This window comes from Pseudomonas sp. 203-8, from assembly GCF_020708595.1.
Taxonomy (GTDB): Bacteria; Pseudomonadota; Gammaproteobacteria; order Pseudomonadales; family Pseudomonadaceae; genus Pseudomonas; species Pseudomonas aeruginosa.
Genome location: NZ_JAJFDF010000005.1, coordinates 193,424 through 206,990, shown reverse-complemented (window position 1 = coordinate 206,990; position 13,567 = coordinate 193,424). Strand labels below are relative to the sequence as shown.

The window sequence follows — 13,567 nt, the reverse complement described above, 5'->3', positions numbered from 1 at the left end:
CTATGGGGACCATGCTTGTCTTTTGCCAAGAAGAAAACAATAATCAATCTCATTATCGTCTGGTGAGGTTGCCATGTCCTTCGAGGCGCACGACCCGCAAGCATTGGATCACTGGTACTGGCTGGGCACGCAGATCCGCTGCGCGCTCGATCCCGACGAACCGCGCCTGCTCGACCAGTACCTCGGCGAGGCGCGCTATCTCGCCGGTTGGGAAGGTGTGGCCGCCTGGCCGCTGTTCGAGAAAGCCTACAACCTCCTGCTCGATACCGGTCGCGATCCGATATTGCCCTGGCACTGGCGCAGCCTCTGCCTCGACTACGCCTACCGGCCCCTCTGCGAACTTCAGCGACTGACCACCAACGGCAGCCAGCGACGCCGGCTGCGCCAGCTCTCCGTACGAATGGCCAGGCAGGACCTGGCGCCGTCGATGAGCTTCGATCACCCGCAACAAGGAAACCAAGATGACTGACACCCGCATCGAACGCGACAGCATGGGCGAACTGGCGGTCCCGGCGACCGCCCTCTATGGCGCCCAGACCCAGCGCGCGGTGAACAACTTCCCGGTCAGCGGCCAACGCATGCCCCAGGCCTTCGTCCGCGCCCTGCTGCTGGCCAAGGCCGCGGCGGCGCGGGCGAACGTCTCCCTGCAGCAACTGGATGCACCGATGGGCGAGGCGATCGCCGAGACCTGCCTGCAACTGCTGCAGGAGGACTTCATGCAGCATTTCCCGGTGGATGTGTTCCAGACCGGCTCCGGCACCAGTTCCAACATGAACGCCAACGAAGTGGTGGCGACCCTGGCCAGTCGTCGCCTGGGCGGCAAGGTCAATCCGAACGACCATGTGAACTGCGGGCAGAGCAGCAACGACATCATTCCCTCGACCATCCACATCAGTGCCGCCCTCGAGATCAGCGAACGCCTGCTGCCGGCGCTGCGCCACCTGGAGCAGACTATCCAGAGCAAGGCCGGCGAAGTGCATGCCTATGTGAAGACCGGCCGCACCCACCTGATGGATGCGATGCCGGTACGCATGAGCCAGGTGCTCGGTGGCTGGGCGCAGCAGGTGCGACAGGCCGGCGTGCACATCGAGAGCGTACTTCCTGCCTTGCAGCAGTTGGCACAGGGCGGCACCGCGGTGGGCACCGGGATCAACGCCCATCCGCGGTTCGCCGAACGTTTCAGCCAGGAGCTGAACGACCTGACCGGGTTGGCGTTCCGCCCCGGCGACGACTTCTTCGCCCTGATCGGTTCGCAGGACACCGCGGTCGCTGCGTCCGGCCAGTTGAAGACCCTGGCGGTGACCCTGATGAAGCTGGCCAACGACCTGCGCTGGATGAACTCCGGGCCGCTTGCCGGGCTCGGCGAGATCGAGCTGGAAGCGCTGCAACCAGGCTCCTCGATCATGCCCGGCAAGGTCAACCCGGTGATCCCGGAGGCCACCGCGATGGTCGCCGCCCAGGTGATCGGCAATGACGCCGCCATTGCCGTCGCTGGCCAATCGGGCAACTTCGAACTGAACGTGATGCTGCCGCTGGTGGCGGACAACCTGTTGCACAGCATCCAGTTGCTGGCCAACGTCAGCCGGCTGCTGGCGGACAAGGCCATCGCCAGCTTCAAGGTCAACCAGGGCAAGCTCAGCGAGGCGTTGGCGCGCAACCCGATCCTGGTCACTGCGCTGAACCCGATCATCGGCTACCAGAAGGCTGCGGAAATCGCCAAGCAGGCCTATCGCGAGGGACGGCCGATCATCGATGTGGCGCTGGAAAACACCGATCTGGACCGTGCGCGCCTGGAGGTGTTGCTGGATCCGGAAAAACTCACGGCTGGCGGCCTCTGAGGCCGCCCCACCACTGGAGGTACCGCCATGCGTCATTGGCAACGAACGATCGAACAGGGCAACCGCTGTTTCGTCACCGGCGCATTGATCGATGCGCGTGAGCACTACCTCCATGCCCTGGCCCTGGCCCAGGTGCTGCTGGAACGCTGGGGCGACGCCGACGAGGCGGTGATGGCGTTCGTGATTTCCCATCACAACCTGGCCGACTTGCACCTGCAACTGGAGCAACCGGAGGAGACCGCAGAATACCTGTGCGCCTGCCACGAGCGCCTGTTGCGGGTCAGCGCCGACCAGAAGCTGCCGCTGGCCCTGCGCCAGGCGGCCCAGCATCACAGCCGGCGCACCTATGTCGAACTGCTGTCGTTCATCGGCGAACACGGTGCCTATCCGCGCACCGAGCGCCTGCTCAAGGGACCGCCGAACGCGGAGGTCCGACCCGAGTTCCTCGCTCCGCCCCCCTCACTTCGCTATCACTGACGGAGAGTTTCCATGCCCCACGCCTTGCCGCCCTTGCCTTACGCCTACGATGCCCTGGAACCGCACATCGATGCGCTGACCATGGAGATCCACCACAGCAAGCACCACCAGACCTATGTGAACAACCTGAACGCCGCGCTGGAAGGCACGCCCTATGCCGAGCAGCCGGTGGAAAGTCTGCTGCGGCAACTGGCTGGTCTGCCGGAGAAGCTGCGCACCCCGGTTGTCAACAATGGCGGTGGGCATGCCAACCACTCGCTGTTCTGGACCGTGATGTCGCCCCAGGGCGGTGGCCGTCCCGATGGCGACCTGGGGCGGGCCATCGATGAGCAGCTCGGGGGCTTCGAGGCGTTCAAGGATGCGTTCACCAAGGCTGCGCTGACCCGCTTCGGCAGCGGCTGGGCCTGGCTCAGCGTGACTCCCCAGGGCAGCTTGCTGGTGGAGAGCAGCGGCAACCAGGACAGCCCGCTGATGAACGGCAATACGCCGATCCTCGGCCTGGACGTATGGGAGCATGCCTATTACCTGAAGTACCAGAACCGCCGCCCGGAATACATCGGCGCTTTCTACAACGTGATCGACTGGCGGGAGGTCGCGCGTCGCTATGCGCAAGCCCTGGCCTAGTGTTACCCGTGATGCGAGATGGCTGGCCGGCAGCCTGGCGGTGCGGCGATGAAGGCGTTGCTCCATGGCATCGCCGAAGGTAACGGGCGGACGCTGCGCAACCTGCTGGGCCTGCTGATCTTCATCGGCGGCGGCTACCTGCTCGGCCGCCACGCGCTGTTGCTGGCCGAACTCAACCTGCCGGCGCCCATCGTGCTGGCATTGAAAGGCGGCCTGCTCTGTGCCTTCGGTACCGCTCTCGGGGCGATGCCGGTGCTGGTGGTGAAGACCATGCCGGCGCGCCTGTCGGATGCGCTGCTGGGCTTCGGTGCCGGCGTGATGCTCTCGGCGACGGCCTTCTCGCTGATCATGCCGGCGCTATCCGCGGCCGGCGACCTCGGCTACTCGAAGTTCGGCGCGGGGTTCCTGGTCAGCTTCGGCCTGGCGGTCGGCGTGATGGGGCTGTTCATCCTCGGCCGGCTGATGCCGGACGTCCATCCCGGTTGCGAGGGCGCGCCACTGTCCGGTGGCATTCCCCCGCGCATCCTGCTGTTCGTCACGGCCATCGTCCTGCACAACATCCCCGAAGGCATGGCGGTTGGCGTGTCGGCCGGTGCCGGCCTGGACGAGGCGAACGGCCTCGCCCTGGGCATCGCTCTGCAGGATGTGCCGGAAGGTCTGGTGGTGGCGCTGGTGCTGGCCGGAGTCGGTATGTCGCGTTTCAAGGCGATGCTGGTCGGTGCCGCGTCGGGCCTGGTCGAGCCGCTGTTCGCGGTGCTCTGCGCCTGGCTGGTCGGCCTCTCCGCGCTGCTCCTGCCCTGGGGGCTGGCCGCCGCGGGGGGAGCGATGCTCTTCGTGGTCACCCACGAGATCATTCCCGAGTCCCACCGCCAGGGACATGCCGCCGAGGCTACGCTGGGCCTGGTGTTCGGTTTCTGCCTGATGATGGTGCTGGATACCGCGCTGGGCTAGGGGATTCATCCGACCCGAGCTGAATTGACGCCGGCCGCAATCGCCGGAAAGGAAAAGCCGCCAGTTGGCGGCTTTTTCGTTGTCGCTGGGAAGAGCCTACTCGCCCTCGTCGAACCTGTTGTTGATCAGTTCGACCAGCGCGTTCAACGCCTCGTCTTCCTGTTCGCCTTCGGTATGCAGGTGCAGGTTGGTGCCCTTGCCGGCAGCCAGCATCATCACGGCCATGATGCTCTTGCCGTCGACGCAGCTTTCAGGATTGCGGCCGACCCGGACCTGGCAAGGGTAGCGCCCCGCGACGCCGACGAACTTGGCCGCCGCGCGGGCGTGCAGACCGAGCTTGTTGATGATGGTGATCTCGAGGGCGGGCATCTTGGGGAGTCTGTCCTTCTTGTTATGGGCTAGCTGCTGAGATCGCGGTGGCGAATCTGCACGTTCTTCAGGGAATCCCTGAGTGCAGCGCCAATCCGCTCGGCGAGGTAGACCGAACGATGGTGCCCGCCGGTACAGCCTATCGCAACTGTTACATATGAGCGGTTACTGGCGGCGAAGCGCGGCAGCCATTTGTTCAGGTAGCCGACGATGTCCTGGTACATTTCCTCGACGTCCGGCTGGGCGGCCAGATACTCGCGGACTTCCGGCTCCAGCCCCGAATGATCGCGCAACTCGGGCTTCCAGTAGGGGTTCGGCAGGCAGCGCACATCGAACACCAGGTCGGCGTCGACTGGCATGCCGCGCTTGAAGCCAAAGGATTCGACGAGGAACGCGGTGCCGGGCTCCGGCTTGTTCAACAGGCGCAGTTTGATGGTGTCGCGCAGCTGATAGAGGTTGAGGCTGGTGGTGTCCAGCTTCAGGTCGGCGAGGTCGGCGATCGGTCCGAGCAATTGGCTCTCGTCGCCAATCGCCTCCGCCAGCGAACGGGTGTCGGTAGTCAGCGGGTGGCGCCGGCGGGTTTCCGAGAATCGTTTGAGCAGCGTCTCGTCGTCGGCGTCGAGATACAGCACATCGCAGTTGATGTGGTTGTCCCGCACTTCCTGCAACAGTTCGGGGAAGCGCTGCAACTGGCTGGGCAGGTTGCGGGCGTCGATCGACACCGCCACCTGTGGCTGCAGTAGCTCCGTGTGCAACAGGGCGCGCTGCGCCAGGTCGGGAAGCAGGCTGGCGGGAAGGTTGTCGATGCAATAGAAGCCGTTGTCTTCGAGGACGTTCAGGGCGGTGCTCTTGCCCGAGCCCGAGCGGCCACTGACGATGATCAGGCGCATGTCATTGCCCGTTCTGTACGTCTACCACGATCTGATAAAGCGCTTCGGCGGTGGGAGCGCTGCGCAGGCGGTCGCGTACGTCGGCACGGTCGAGCATGGCGGCGATCTGCCGGAGCAGTTCGAGATGTTCTTCGGTCGCGGCCTCCGGTACCAGCAGGACGAAGAGCAGGTCGACCGGCGCGCCGTCCAGCGCGTCGAAGTCCACGGGAGCATCCAGGTGCAGCACGGCGCTGATGGGGCTCTGGCAGCCAGACAGGCGGCAGTGCGGAATGGCGATGCCATTGCCGAAGCCGGTGGAACCGAGTTTTTCCCGGGCCACCAGGTTTTCGAAGATGGTCTGGGCGTCGAACTCCGGCAGCTCCCTGGCTACCAGGTTGGCGATTTGTTCGAGTACGCGTTTCTTGCTGCCGCCCGGCACGTTCACGAGGGAACGGCCGGGGGTCAGGATTTGCTCAAGTCGGATCATAGGGGAGGGGAGATCAGCGGGCGCCTACGCCTTGCTGCCGTTCGAGATACTTCTCTTTGTGTTTGATCAGTTGACGGTCGAGTTTGTCGATCAGCAGGTCGATGGCCGCGTACATGTCCTCATGTTCCGCATTGGCTACGATCTCGCCACCGGCGATGCGCAGGGTGGCTTCGATCTTCTGCTTCAGTTTCTCGACCTCCATGATCACCTGAACATTGGTGATCTTGTCGAAATGGCGCTCCAGACGGCTCAGTTTCTCGCCGACATAGTCGCGCAGGGCGTCGGTCACATCCAGTTGATGGCCACTGATGTTGACTTGCATACCGCGTTCTCCTTGTTGCCCGTGTGTAAGTGGCAGGTTAGCAACCTGCCTCCGGAACACCTTGGCGTGGATCAACGTCACACCAGTCGCTTGCGCTCGCTCGAAGGGGCTATGCCCAGGGATTCGCGGTATTTGGCGACGGTGCGGCGAGCCACTTGAATGCCCTGTGCCTCCAGTAAACCAGCGATCTTGCTGTCGCTCAATGGCTTTTTCGCATTTTCCGCGGCCACCAGTTTCTTGATGATCGCGCGGATCGCGGTGGACGAGCATTCCCCGCCTTCGGCGGTACTGACGTGACTTGAAAAGAAATATTTCAGCTCGAAAATGCCGCGCGGCGTATGCATGTATTTCTGCGTGGTGACCCGCGAAATGGTCGATTCGTGCATGCCCACCGCTTCGGCGATGTCGTGCAGGACCAGCGGCTTCATGGCTTCTTCGCCGTAGTCGAGGAAACCGCGCTGGTGCTCGACGATCTGGGTGGCGACCTTCATCAGCGTTTCGTTGCGGCTCTGCAGGCTCTTGATGAACCAGCGGGCTTCCTGCAACTGGTTGCGCATGAAGGTATTGTCGGCGCTGCTGTCGGCGCGGCGGACCATGCCGGCGTAGGTGGCGTTGACGCGCAGGCGTGGCATCGCCTCCTGGTTCAGCTCGACCAGCCAGCGCTCGTTGTCCTTGCGCACGATGACGTCGGGGACGATGTATTCGGCTTCGCTCGATTCGATCTGCGAACCGGGCCGGGGATGCAGGCACTGGATCAGCTCGATGACCTGGCGCAGTTCGTCTTCCTTGAGCTTCATGCGCCGCATCAATTGGCTGTAGTCGCGGCCGCCGAGCAGGTCGAGGTAGTCGGATACCAGGCGCAGCGCTTCGTTCAGCCAGGGCGTGGTGGACGGCAACTGGCGCAGTTGCAGCAGCAGGCACTCGCGCAGGTTGCGGGCGCCGATGCCGGCGGGTTCCAGTTGCTGGATGCGGCGCAGCACGACTTCCACTTCGTCGAGCTCGACGTCCAGTTCCGGATCGATGGCGGCGAGGATTTCTTCGAGGGACTCTTCGAGGTAGCCATCGTTGTTGATGCTATCGATGATGGTCACCGCGATCATCCGATCGGTGTCCGACATCGGTGCCAGGTTGACCTGCCAGAGCAGGTGGCTGTGCAGGCTCTCGCCGCTGCTGGTGCGCGCGGTGAAGTCCCATTCGTCATCGTCGTTGCTGGGCAGGCTGCTGGCGCTGGTCTGGTAGATGTCTTCCCAGGCGGTATCCACCGGCAACTCGCTGGGTATGCGTTCGCTCCACTGGTCGTCGTCGAGGCTTTCGACGCTGGGCGTGGCGCTTTCCTGGAGAGGGCTCTCCTGGGGCGCGCTGGCCGCCTGTTCGGCGCCATCGGCGAGAGGGTCGCTGTTGTCGAAATCGTCGCCGTCTTCCTGGCGTTCGAGCATGGGATTGGATTCCAGCGCTTCCTGGATTTCCTGCTGGAGGTCCAGGGTGGATAGCTGGAGGAGGCGTATGGCCTGTTGCAGCTGCGGCGTCATCGTCAGCTGCTGGCCCATCTTGAGGACTAGCGATGGTTTCATGGCTGAGGGCTTAGTACCTTATTCGCTGGTACCGGATGGCACCATCCACTACTACGGGTGCCGAGGTGGCGGCACCGCCAGGAAGCAAATTATATGCCTGAATTTTCGTACTTTGCCTAGGGTTGCTCTGAATAAATCATCCGCTCCAGGCGGCACTCGTGGTTGCGAAACCGCGGGCGAGCGGAACCGCTCCGGCGAGGCCGGAGGGCGCGCTAGGAGATTTCTTCAGAGGCGGAACTCGTGCCCCAGGTAGACTTCCTTGACCAGGTCGTTGGCGAGGATGCTCTCGGCATCCCCTTCCGCGATCAACTGCCCATCATTGACGATATACGCCGTTTCACAGATGTCCAGGGTCTCGCGGACGTTGTGGTCGGTGATGAGGATGCCGATACCCTTCGCCTTGAGGTGATGGATGATCTGCTTGATGTCGCCGACCGAGATCGGGTCCACGCCGGCGAAGGGCTCGTCGAGGAGGATGAATTTCGGCGCGCTGGCCAGGGCGCGGGCGATTTCCACCCGGCGTCGTTCGCCGCCGGACAGGCTCATGCCGAGGTTGTCGCGGATGTGGTGGATGTGGAATTCCTGCAGCAGGCCTTCCAGGGCTTCCTTGCGACCGTTGCGATCGAGGTCGCTGCGGGTCTCGAGGATCGCCATGATGTTGTCGGATACCGACAGCTTGCGGAAGATCGAGGCTTCCTGCGGCAGGTAGCCGATGCCGGCCCGGGCGCGCCCGTGCATCGGCAGGTGGGTGACGTTCTGCTCGTCGATGCGGACCACGCCCTGGTCGGCCTGGACCAGGCCGACGATCATGTAGAAGCAGGTGGTCTTGCCGGCACCGTTCGGACCGAGCAGGCCGACGATCTGCCCGCTATCGATGGACATGCTGACGTCGCGGACGACTTGCCGGCCTTTATAGCTTTTGGCCAGGTGCTGGGCTTTGAGCGTTGCCATTACTGGGCCTTTTTCTTCGGCTGGATGACCATGTCGATGCGCGGGCGCGGGCTGGTCACCTGGGAGCCGGTGGCACGACCCGCGTTGACGATCTGGCGCTGGGTGTCGTAGACGATCTTCTCGCCTTCGAAGGTGTTGCCTTCCTGGATCACCTTGGCCTGGTCGATCAGCACGACCCGGTTCTGCGTGACGAAGTACTGGATGGTCAGGCCATAGGCCTTGGTCACGTCCTTGTCCGGAGCGGGTTTCTGCTCGTAGTAGGCAGGCTTGCCGACCGAGGTCACGACCTCGATGTCGCCGTTCTTGTCCTGCTTCAGGGTCACGGTGTTGCCGGTCAGCTTGGTGCTGCCCTGGGTCACCACGACGTCGCCGCGGTAGACCGCGACGCCCTGCTTGTCGTCCAGTTCGGCGCTGTCGGCCTGGACGCGGATCGGTTGTTCGCGGTCCGAAGGCAGGGCCAAGGCCATGGAGCTGCCGAGGGCGGCAGTCAGACCGAAAATAAGGGGGAGGGTATTAACGAACCTCATGCTGACCTCTTACGTTGGACAGCAGGTGCATCCGGCTGTCTTTCAGATACGCTTTCATTCCAACAGCCGTCGTCACTCCATTGGCCGCGTCGATTTTAACGGCTTGCTCGGTCTGTGCATAATTCTTGTCGGGGAATACGGTCAGCCGAGTGGTGGTCAGGATGCTTGGTTGGCCCTTGGCATCGGTACGTGCGACGCGCACGTCGTCGATGAGTTCGACCTCCTTGCCTTTCGGTCCGACTTCGGCGCGGGCGCTCTGGATGTGCCAGGGTTGCACGTTGCCACGGAAGAGCAGCAGGTCGGGGGTGGTGACGAAAGTGATGTCCGTGGCTTTCTGGTGCTCCAGCTTCACCGCGGTCATCTCGTAGTCGAGGCTGCCGTCCTCCTGGTACTGGAGGCTATGGGCATTCTCGGCATAGTAGTCGATGGTGTTGTCCTGGCCGGGGCGGGTCGGCTGTTCGTTGAACAGCTCGAGCCCGACGTTCCAGTAGTAGCCCGCGACGATCAGCAACAGGGCGATCAGGGCGAGCAGCAGTTTCTGGCGTAGTGTCTTCGGCATGGTCGGCTCTACAGATAGGCGCCCTGGGCGGCTTCGAGCGTACCCTGGGCGCGCATGATCAGTTCGCAGAACTCGCGGGCGGCGCCTTCGCCGCCGCGGGCCGCGGTGACGCCATGGGCATGCTGGCGCACGAACGGGTCGGCACTGGCTACCGCCATGCCCAGGCCGACGCGGCGGATCACCGGCAGATCGGGCAGGTCGTCGCCAAGGTAGGCGACTTGCTCATAGCCTAGTCCGAGTTCGCCGAGAAGTTCGTCGAGGACGGCGAGCTTGTCTTCCCGGCCCTGATAGAGGTGCTGGATGCCCAGGTTGCGCGCGCGCCGTTCGACCACCGGAGTGTCGCGGCCGGTGATGATGGCGGTGCGCACGCCGGAGGCGATGAGCATCTTGATGCCATGTCCGTCCAGGGTGTTGAAGGTCTTGAGCTCGCTGCCGTCGACGAGGAAATACAGCTTGCCGTCGGTCAGCACGCCGTCGACGTCGAAGATCGCCAGGCGTATCCGGCGGGCCCGGACCGGGAGTTCCGCGGCCGAATGGGTATCGCTCATTACATCACTCCTGCGCGCAACAGGTCGTGCATGTTCAGGGCGCCGACCGGACGGTCGTCCGCGTCGACCACCACCAGTGCGCCGATCTTGTTGTCTTCCATGATCTTCAGGGCTTCCGCGGCGAGAATTTCGGCGCGGACGGTCTTGCCGTGGACGGTCATCACCTGGTCGATGGTGACCTGGCGGACGTCGATGCCCCGATCCAGGGCGCGACGCAGGTCGCCATCGGTGAAAATGCCGGCAAGCTTGCCGTGTTCGTCGAGCACTACGGTCATGCCCAGGCCCTTGCGGGTCATTTCCATCAGCGCGCCGGTCAGCGAGGTGCCGAGCAGCACCTGCGGCAGCCCTTCGCCCACGTGCATGACGTCTTCCACCTTCAGCAGCAGTCGGCGGCCCAGCGCACCGCCCGGGTGCGAGAAGGCGAAGTCTTCCGCGGTAAAGCCGCGAGCTTCGAGCAGGGCGATCGCCAGGGCGTCGCCGAGGACCAGGGTTACGGTGGTGGAGGAGGTCGGGGCCAGGTTCAGTGGACAGGCTTCCTGGCCGACACTGGCGTCCAGGTTCACTTCCGCAGCCTTGGCCAGGGGCGACTCGGGGTTGCCGGTCATGCTGATCAGGGTGATGCCCAGGCGCTTGATCAGAGGCAACAGGGTGACGATTTCGGCAGTCGAGCCGGAGTTGGACAGGGCGAGGACCACGTCGTCCTTGGTGATCATGCCCATGTCGCCGTGGCTGGCCTCGGCCGGATGCACGAAGAAGGAGGGGGTGCCGGTGCTGGCCAGGGTAGCGGCGATCTTCTTGCCGATGTGACCGGACTTGCCCATGCCGACGACGACGACCCGGCCCTTGCCGGCCAGCAGCAGCTCGCAGGCCTTGACGAAATCGTCGCCAATCCGCGCCAGCAGGCTGTCTACCGCGTCGCGCTCGAGGCCGATGGTGCGCTGGGCGGAATGGATGAAATCGAGGTTCTGGCTCATGTTCAACGAATGTGGCGCCTGGATTAAAGGCGGGATTATAACGGGAAAGCGTGTCCCGCTTACACCAGCCATGCTGTGAAGTCGGTCCGCATCCCCCGCGGCGCAATGTTGTATGGACTGCAATGCTCTGTTACGCCGCCGTTATCTGCACTCCGCGCTATGACTGCATAAATGTCGATATATTCGACGTCGACGCGATTTTTTTCTGTCCGTAGTGAACCTGAAGTGTGCGATATGTCCTAAAGGGCTGAGAGAACGCTCCGAACAAGCTGAATCCAAGCTGAACGGCACGGTGCCAGGCCTTGGGCCAGAACCCGCCGCAGTGCTATAGTCCGCGCCCATTCGACCCCTCCGGGATGCGTGCCTTTGCAACGGGGCAAGGCGTCCAGCATGGACGGGTCGCATCGCAAGGAGTCCTGATGAGCACCGATAGTGCCTACGCGGTCGAGTTGAAGGGCCTGACCTTCAAGCGCGGATCGCGGGCGATTTTCGACAACATCGATGTGCGTATCCCGCGCGGAAAGGTGACCGGCATCATGGGCCCGTCCGGTTGCGGCAAGACCACGTTGCTGCGGCTGATCGCCTCCCAGTTGCGTCCTTCGAAGGGGGAGGTCTGGGTCAACGGGCAGAACCTGCCGCAGCTTTCGCGCGGCGACCTGTTCGACATGCGCAAGCAGTTCGGCGTGCTGTTCCAGAGCGGGGCGCTGTTCACCGATCTCGACGTCTTCGAGAACGTCGCGTTTCCGCTGCGCGTGCATACCCAGCTGCCGGAAGAGATGATCCGCGACATCGTCCTGATGAAGCTTCAGGCCGTCGGCCTGCGCGGCGCCGTGGAACTGATGCCGGACGAGCTTTCCGGCGGCATGAAGCGCCGCGTCGCCCTGGCCCGGGCGATCGCCCTGGACCCGCAGATCCTGCTCTACGACGAGCCGTTCGTGGGGCAGGATCCGATCGCCATGGGCGTCCTGGTGCGCCTGATCCGCCTGCTCAATGATGCCCTCGGCATCACCAGCATCGTGGTTTCCCATGACCTGGCCGAGACCGCCAGCATCGCCGACTACATCTATATCGTCGGCGACGGCCGGGTACTTGGCCACGGGACGCCGGACGTCCTCAAGGAAACCGACGATCCTCGTATCCGCCAGTTCGTCAAGGGAATCCCGGATGGTCCCGTTCCGTTCCATTATCCGGCCCGCGACTACCGGGCCGACCTGCTGGGAGAGCGCTGATGCGTAGAGTCTCTCCCCTCGAACGTATCCGGCTGTTCGGCCGCGCCGGCCTGGACGTGGTCGCCGCGCTCGGCCGCTCGACCCTGTTCCTCGGCCACGCCCTGCTCGGCCGGCGCACGCCAGGCACCGGTTTGCACCTGCTGGTGAAGCAACTCTACTCGGTAGGCGTGCTGTCGCTGGCGATCATCGTCGTCTCGGGCCTGTTCATTGGCATGGTGCTGGCCCTGCAGGGCTACAACATCCTGATTTCCTATGGTTCCGAGCAGGCGGTCGGGCAGATGGTGGCCCTGACCCTGCTGCGCGAACTGGGGCCGGTGGTGACCGGCCTGCTGTTCGCCGGCCGTGCCGGCTCTGCGCTTACCGCGGAAATCGGCAACATGAAGGCCACCGAACAGCTTTCCAGCCTGGAAATGATCGGTGTCGACCCGCTCAAGTACATCGTCGCGCCGCGCCTGTGGGCCGGTTTCATCTCCATGCCGCTGCTCGCCGCGATCTTCAGCGTGGTCGGCATCTGGGGTGGGGCGATGGTCGCGGTCGACTGGCTGGGCGTATACGAGGGGTCGTTCTGGGCGAACATGCAGAACAGCGTGCAGTTCACCGAGGATGTGCTCAACGGCGTGATCAAAAGTATCGTATTCGCCTTCGTGGTGACCTGGATCGCGGTCTACCAAGGCTACGACTGCGAGCCGACCTCGGAAGGAATCAGCCGGGCGACGACCCGGACCGTGGTCTATGCCTCCCTGGCGGTGCTGGGGCTCGACTTCATTCTGACTGCTTTGATGTTTGGAGATTTCTGAATGCAAACCCGCACCCTGGAAATCGGTGTCGGCCTGTTCCTCCTGGCCGGCCTGCTGGCCCTGTTGCTGCTGGCCCTGCGGGTCAGCGGCCTGAGCGTGGGCAACGCCGGTGATACCTACAAGGTCTACGCCTACTTCGACAACATCGCCGGTGTTACCGTGCGCGGCAAGGTCACCCTGGCCGGCGTGACGATCGGCAAGGTGACGGCGGTCGACCTGGATCGCGACAGCTACACTGGTCGCGTGACCATGGAGATCAACCAGAACGTGAACAACCTGCCGGTCGATTCCACGGCGTCGATCCTGACCGCCGGCCTGCTGGGCGAGAAATACATCGGCATCAGCGTCGGCGGCGACGAGGACGTTCTGAAGGACGGCAGCACCATCCACGACACCCAGTCGGCGCTGGTGCTGGAAGACCTGATCGGCAAGTTCCTGCTGAACTCGGTTAACAAAGACGAAGCCAAAAAGTGA

At 63.7% G+C, this 13,567-nt stretch carries 18 protein-coding genes; 8 read left to right on the top strand and 10 right to left on the bottom strand.

What is annotated here, in order from left to right; translation table 11 throughout:
• Positions 1–73 precede the first annotated feature (73 nt).
• The 5 genes from LJF27_RS13595 to LJF27_RS13575 are packed head-to-tail and all read left to right on the top strand — an operon-like array spanning position 74 to position 3,890.
• A complete protein-coding gene (locus tag LJF27_RS13595; protein ID WP_003094374.1) occupies positions 74–469 on the top strand; it encodes a hypothetical protein in 396 nt (131 codons plus the stop codon).
• Entirely contained in the window at positions 462–1,838 is a 1,377-nt protein-coding gene (gene fumC / locus LJF27_RS13590) for a class II fumarate hydratase FumC (RefSeq protein ID WP_003098863.1), read from the top strand. The genes LJF27_RS13595 and fumC overlap by 8 nt, the downstream gene beginning before the upstream one ends.
• Before the next feature lie 27 nt (positions 1,839–1,865).
• Entirely contained in the window at positions 1,866–2,315 is a 450-nt protein-coding gene (locus LJF27_RS13585) for a hypothetical protein (RefSeq protein ID WP_003094369.1), read from the top strand.
• Positions 2,316–2,327: 12 nt separating this feature from the next.
• Complete coding sequence (locus LJF27_RS13580) at positions 2,328–2,939, top strand: superoxide dismutase (protein WP_003098862.1); 612 nt, start codon at positions 2,328–2,330, stop codon at positions 2,937–2,939.
• A gap of 18 nt (positions 2,940–2,957) precedes the next feature.
• A complete protein-coding gene (locus LJF27_RS13575; RefSeq protein WP_003123303.1) occupies positions 2,958–3,890 on the top strand; it encodes a ZIP family metal transporter in 933 nt (310 codons plus the stop codon).
• A gap of 96 nt (positions 3,891–3,986) precedes the next feature.
• Here LJF27_RS13575 and LJF27_RS13570 read toward each other — a convergent pair whose 3' ends face one another.
• The 10 genes from LJF27_RS13570 to kdsD all read right to left on the bottom strand — a co-directional run bounded on the left by LJF27_RS13570 (position 3,987) and on the right by kdsD (position 11,073).
• Positions 3,987–4,259, bottom strand: a complete 273-nt coding sequence (locus LJF27_RS13570) for an HPr family phosphocarrier protein (RefSeq protein ID WP_003094362.1) — start codon at positions 4,257–4,259, stop codon at positions 3,987–3,989.
• A gap of 29 nt (positions 4,260–4,288) precedes the next feature.
• The gene (gene rapZ / locus LJF27_RS13565) at positions 4,289–5,149 is read right to left on the bottom strand and encodes an RNase adapter RapZ (protein WP_003094361.1); all 861 of its coding nucleotides are present in this window, start codon (positions 5,147–5,149) and stop codon (positions 4,289–4,291) included.
• Position 5,150: 1 nt separating this feature from the next.
• The gene (ptsN, locus tag LJF27_RS13560) at positions 5,151–5,615 is read right to left on the bottom strand and encodes a PTS IIA-like nitrogen regulatory protein PtsN (RefSeq protein WP_003098853.1); all 465 of its coding nucleotides are present in this window, start codon (positions 5,613–5,615) and stop codon (positions 5,151–5,153) included.
• Positions 5,616–5,628: 13 nt separating this feature from the next.
• On the bottom strand, positions 5,629–5,937 hold the full coding sequence (gene hpf / locus LJF27_RS13555; RefSeq protein WP_003094359.1) for a ribosome hibernation-promoting factor, HPF/YfiA family: 309 nt from the start codon (positions 5,935–5,937) through the stop codon (positions 5,629–5,631).
• A 77-nt stretch (positions 5,938–6,014) separates the two neighbouring features.
• Positions 6,015–7,508, bottom strand: a complete 1,494-nt coding sequence (locus LJF27_RS13550; protein WP_003094357.1) for an RNA polymerase factor sigma-54 — start codon at positions 7,506–7,508, stop codon at positions 6,015–6,017.
• A gap of 225 nt (positions 7,509–7,733) precedes the next feature.
• Positions 7,734–8,459 (bottom strand): LPS export ABC transporter ATP-binding protein, encoded by a 726-nt coding sequence (lptB, locus tag LJF27_RS13545; RefSeq protein WP_003094355.1) that lies wholly within the window; start codon positions 8,457–8,459, stop codon positions 7,734–7,736.
• A complete protein-coding gene (lptA, locus tag LJF27_RS13540) occupies positions 8,459–8,986 on the bottom strand; it encodes a lipopolysaccharide transport periplasmic protein LptA (RefSeq protein ID WP_003120916.1) in 528 nt (175 codons plus the stop codon). The genes lptB and lptA overlap by 1 nt, the downstream gene beginning before the upstream one ends.
• Complete coding sequence (gene lptC / locus LJF27_RS13535) at positions 8,973–9,545, bottom strand: LPS export ABC transporter periplasmic protein LptC (RefSeq protein WP_003094353.1); 573 nt, start codon at positions 9,543–9,545, stop codon at positions 8,973–8,975. Before lptC ends, lptA begins: the two co-directional genes overlap by 14 nt.
• 8 nt (positions 9,546–9,553) lie before the next feature.
• The gene (locus LJF27_RS13530; protein ID WP_016253872.1) at positions 9,554–10,093 is read right to left on the bottom strand and encodes a KdsC family phosphatase; all 540 of its coding nucleotides are present in this window, start codon (positions 10,091–10,093) and stop codon (positions 9,554–9,556) included.
• Positions 10,093–11,073, bottom strand: a complete 981-nt coding sequence (gene kdsD, locus LJF27_RS13525; protein ID WP_003094347.1) for an arabinose-5-phosphate isomerase KdsD — start codon at positions 11,071–11,073, stop codon at positions 10,093–10,095. Before kdsD ends, LJF27_RS13530 begins: the two co-directional genes overlap by 1 nt.
• A gap of 413 nt (positions 11,074–11,486) precedes the next feature.
• Here kdsD and LJF27_RS13520 point away from each other — a divergent pair, with 413 nt between their 5' ends.
• Genes LJF27_RS13520 through mlaD form a run of 3 tightly spaced genes read left to right on the top strand, consistent with a single transcriptional unit; the run spans position 11,487 to position 13,567 of the window.
• Positions 11,487–12,296 carry an ABC transporter ATP-binding protein gene (locus LJF27_RS13520; protein WP_003094343.1) on the top strand — a complete coding sequence of 270 codons (810 nt, stop codon included), beginning with the start codon at positions 11,487–11,489 and terminating at the stop codon, positions 12,294–12,296.
• Positions 12,296–13,093: a lipid asymmetry maintenance ABC transporter permease subunit MlaE gene (gene mlaE, locus LJF27_RS13515; protein WP_003094341.1), complete on the top strand. Its 798-nt coding sequence runs from the start codon at positions 12,296–12,298 to the stop codon at positions 13,091–13,093. Before LJF27_RS13520 ends, mlaE begins: the two co-directional genes overlap by 1 nt.
• Entirely contained in the window at positions 13,094–13,567 is a 474-nt protein-coding gene (gene mlaD / locus LJF27_RS13510; protein WP_003094339.1) for an outer membrane lipid asymmetry maintenance protein MlaD, read from the top strand. It abuts the gene before it with no gap.

Excerpts from the sequence above, each read along its gene's own strand:
- lptC (WP_003094353.1), bottom strand. The coding sequence starts at position 9,545 with ATGCCGAAGACACTACGCCAGAAACTGCTGCTCGCCCTGATCGCCCTG.
- LJF27_RS13520 (WP_003094343.1), top strand. The coding sequence starts at position 11,487 with ATGAGCACCGATAGTGCCTACGCGGTCGAGTTGAAGGGCCTGACCTTC.
- LJF27_RS13530 (WP_016253872.1), bottom strand. The coding sequence starts at position 10,093 with ATGAGCGATACCCATTCGGCCGCGGAACTCCCGGTCCGGGCCCGCCGG.
- LJF27_RS13575 (WP_003123303.1), top strand. The coding sequence starts at position 2,958 with ATGGCTGGCCGGCAGCCTGGCGGTGCGGCGATGAAGGCGTTGCTCCAT.
- LJF27_RS13550 (WP_003094357.1), bottom strand. The coding sequence starts at position 7,508 with ATGAAACCATCGCTAGTCCTCAAGATGGGCCAGCAGCTGACGATGACG.
- mlaD (WP_003094339.1), top strand. The coding sequence starts at position 13,094 with ATGCAAACCCGCACCCTGGAAATCGGTGTCGGCCTGTTCCTCCTGGCC.
- fumC (WP_003098863.1), top strand. The coding sequence starts at position 462 with ATGACTGACACCCGCATCGAACGCGACAGCATGGGCGAACTGGCGGTC.
- LJF27_RS13595 (WP_003094374.1), top strand. The coding sequence starts at position 74 with ATGTCCTTCGAGGCGCACGACCCGCAAGCATTGGATCACTGGTACTGG.
- hpf (WP_003094359.1), bottom strand. The coding sequence starts at position 5,937 with ATGCAAGTCAACATCAGTGGCCATCAACTGGATGTGACCGACGCCCTG.
- mlaE (WP_003094341.1), top strand. The coding sequence starts at position 12,296 with ATGCGTAGAGTCTCTCCCCTCGAACGTATCCGGCTGTTCGGCCGCGCC.
- ptsN (WP_003098853.1), bottom strand. The coding sequence starts at position 5,615 with ATGATCCGACTTGAGCAAATCCTGACCCCCGGCCGTTCCCTCGTGAAC.
- lptB (WP_003094355.1), bottom strand. The coding sequence starts at position 8,459 with ATGGCAACGCTCAAAGCCCAGCACCTGGCCAAAAGCTATAAAGGCCGG.
- lptA (WP_003120916.1), bottom strand. The coding sequence starts at position 8,986 with ATGAGGTTCGTTAATACCCTCCCCCTTATTTTCGGTCTGACTGCCGCC.
- LJF27_RS13580 (WP_003098862.1), top strand. The coding sequence starts at position 2,328 with ATGCCCCACGCCTTGCCGCCCTTGCCTTACGCCTACGATGCCCTGGAA.
- LJF27_RS13585 (WP_003094369.1), top strand. The coding sequence starts at position 1,866 with ATGCGTCATTGGCAACGAACGATCGAACAGGGCAACCGCTGTTTCGTC.
- rapZ (WP_003094361.1), bottom strand. The coding sequence starts at position 5,149 with ATGCGCCTGATCATCGTCAGTGGCCGCTCGGGCTCGGGCAAGAGCACC.
- LJF27_RS13570 (WP_003094362.1), bottom strand. The coding sequence starts at position 4,259 with ATGCCCGCCCTCGAGATCACCATCATCAACAAGCTCGGTCTGCACGCC.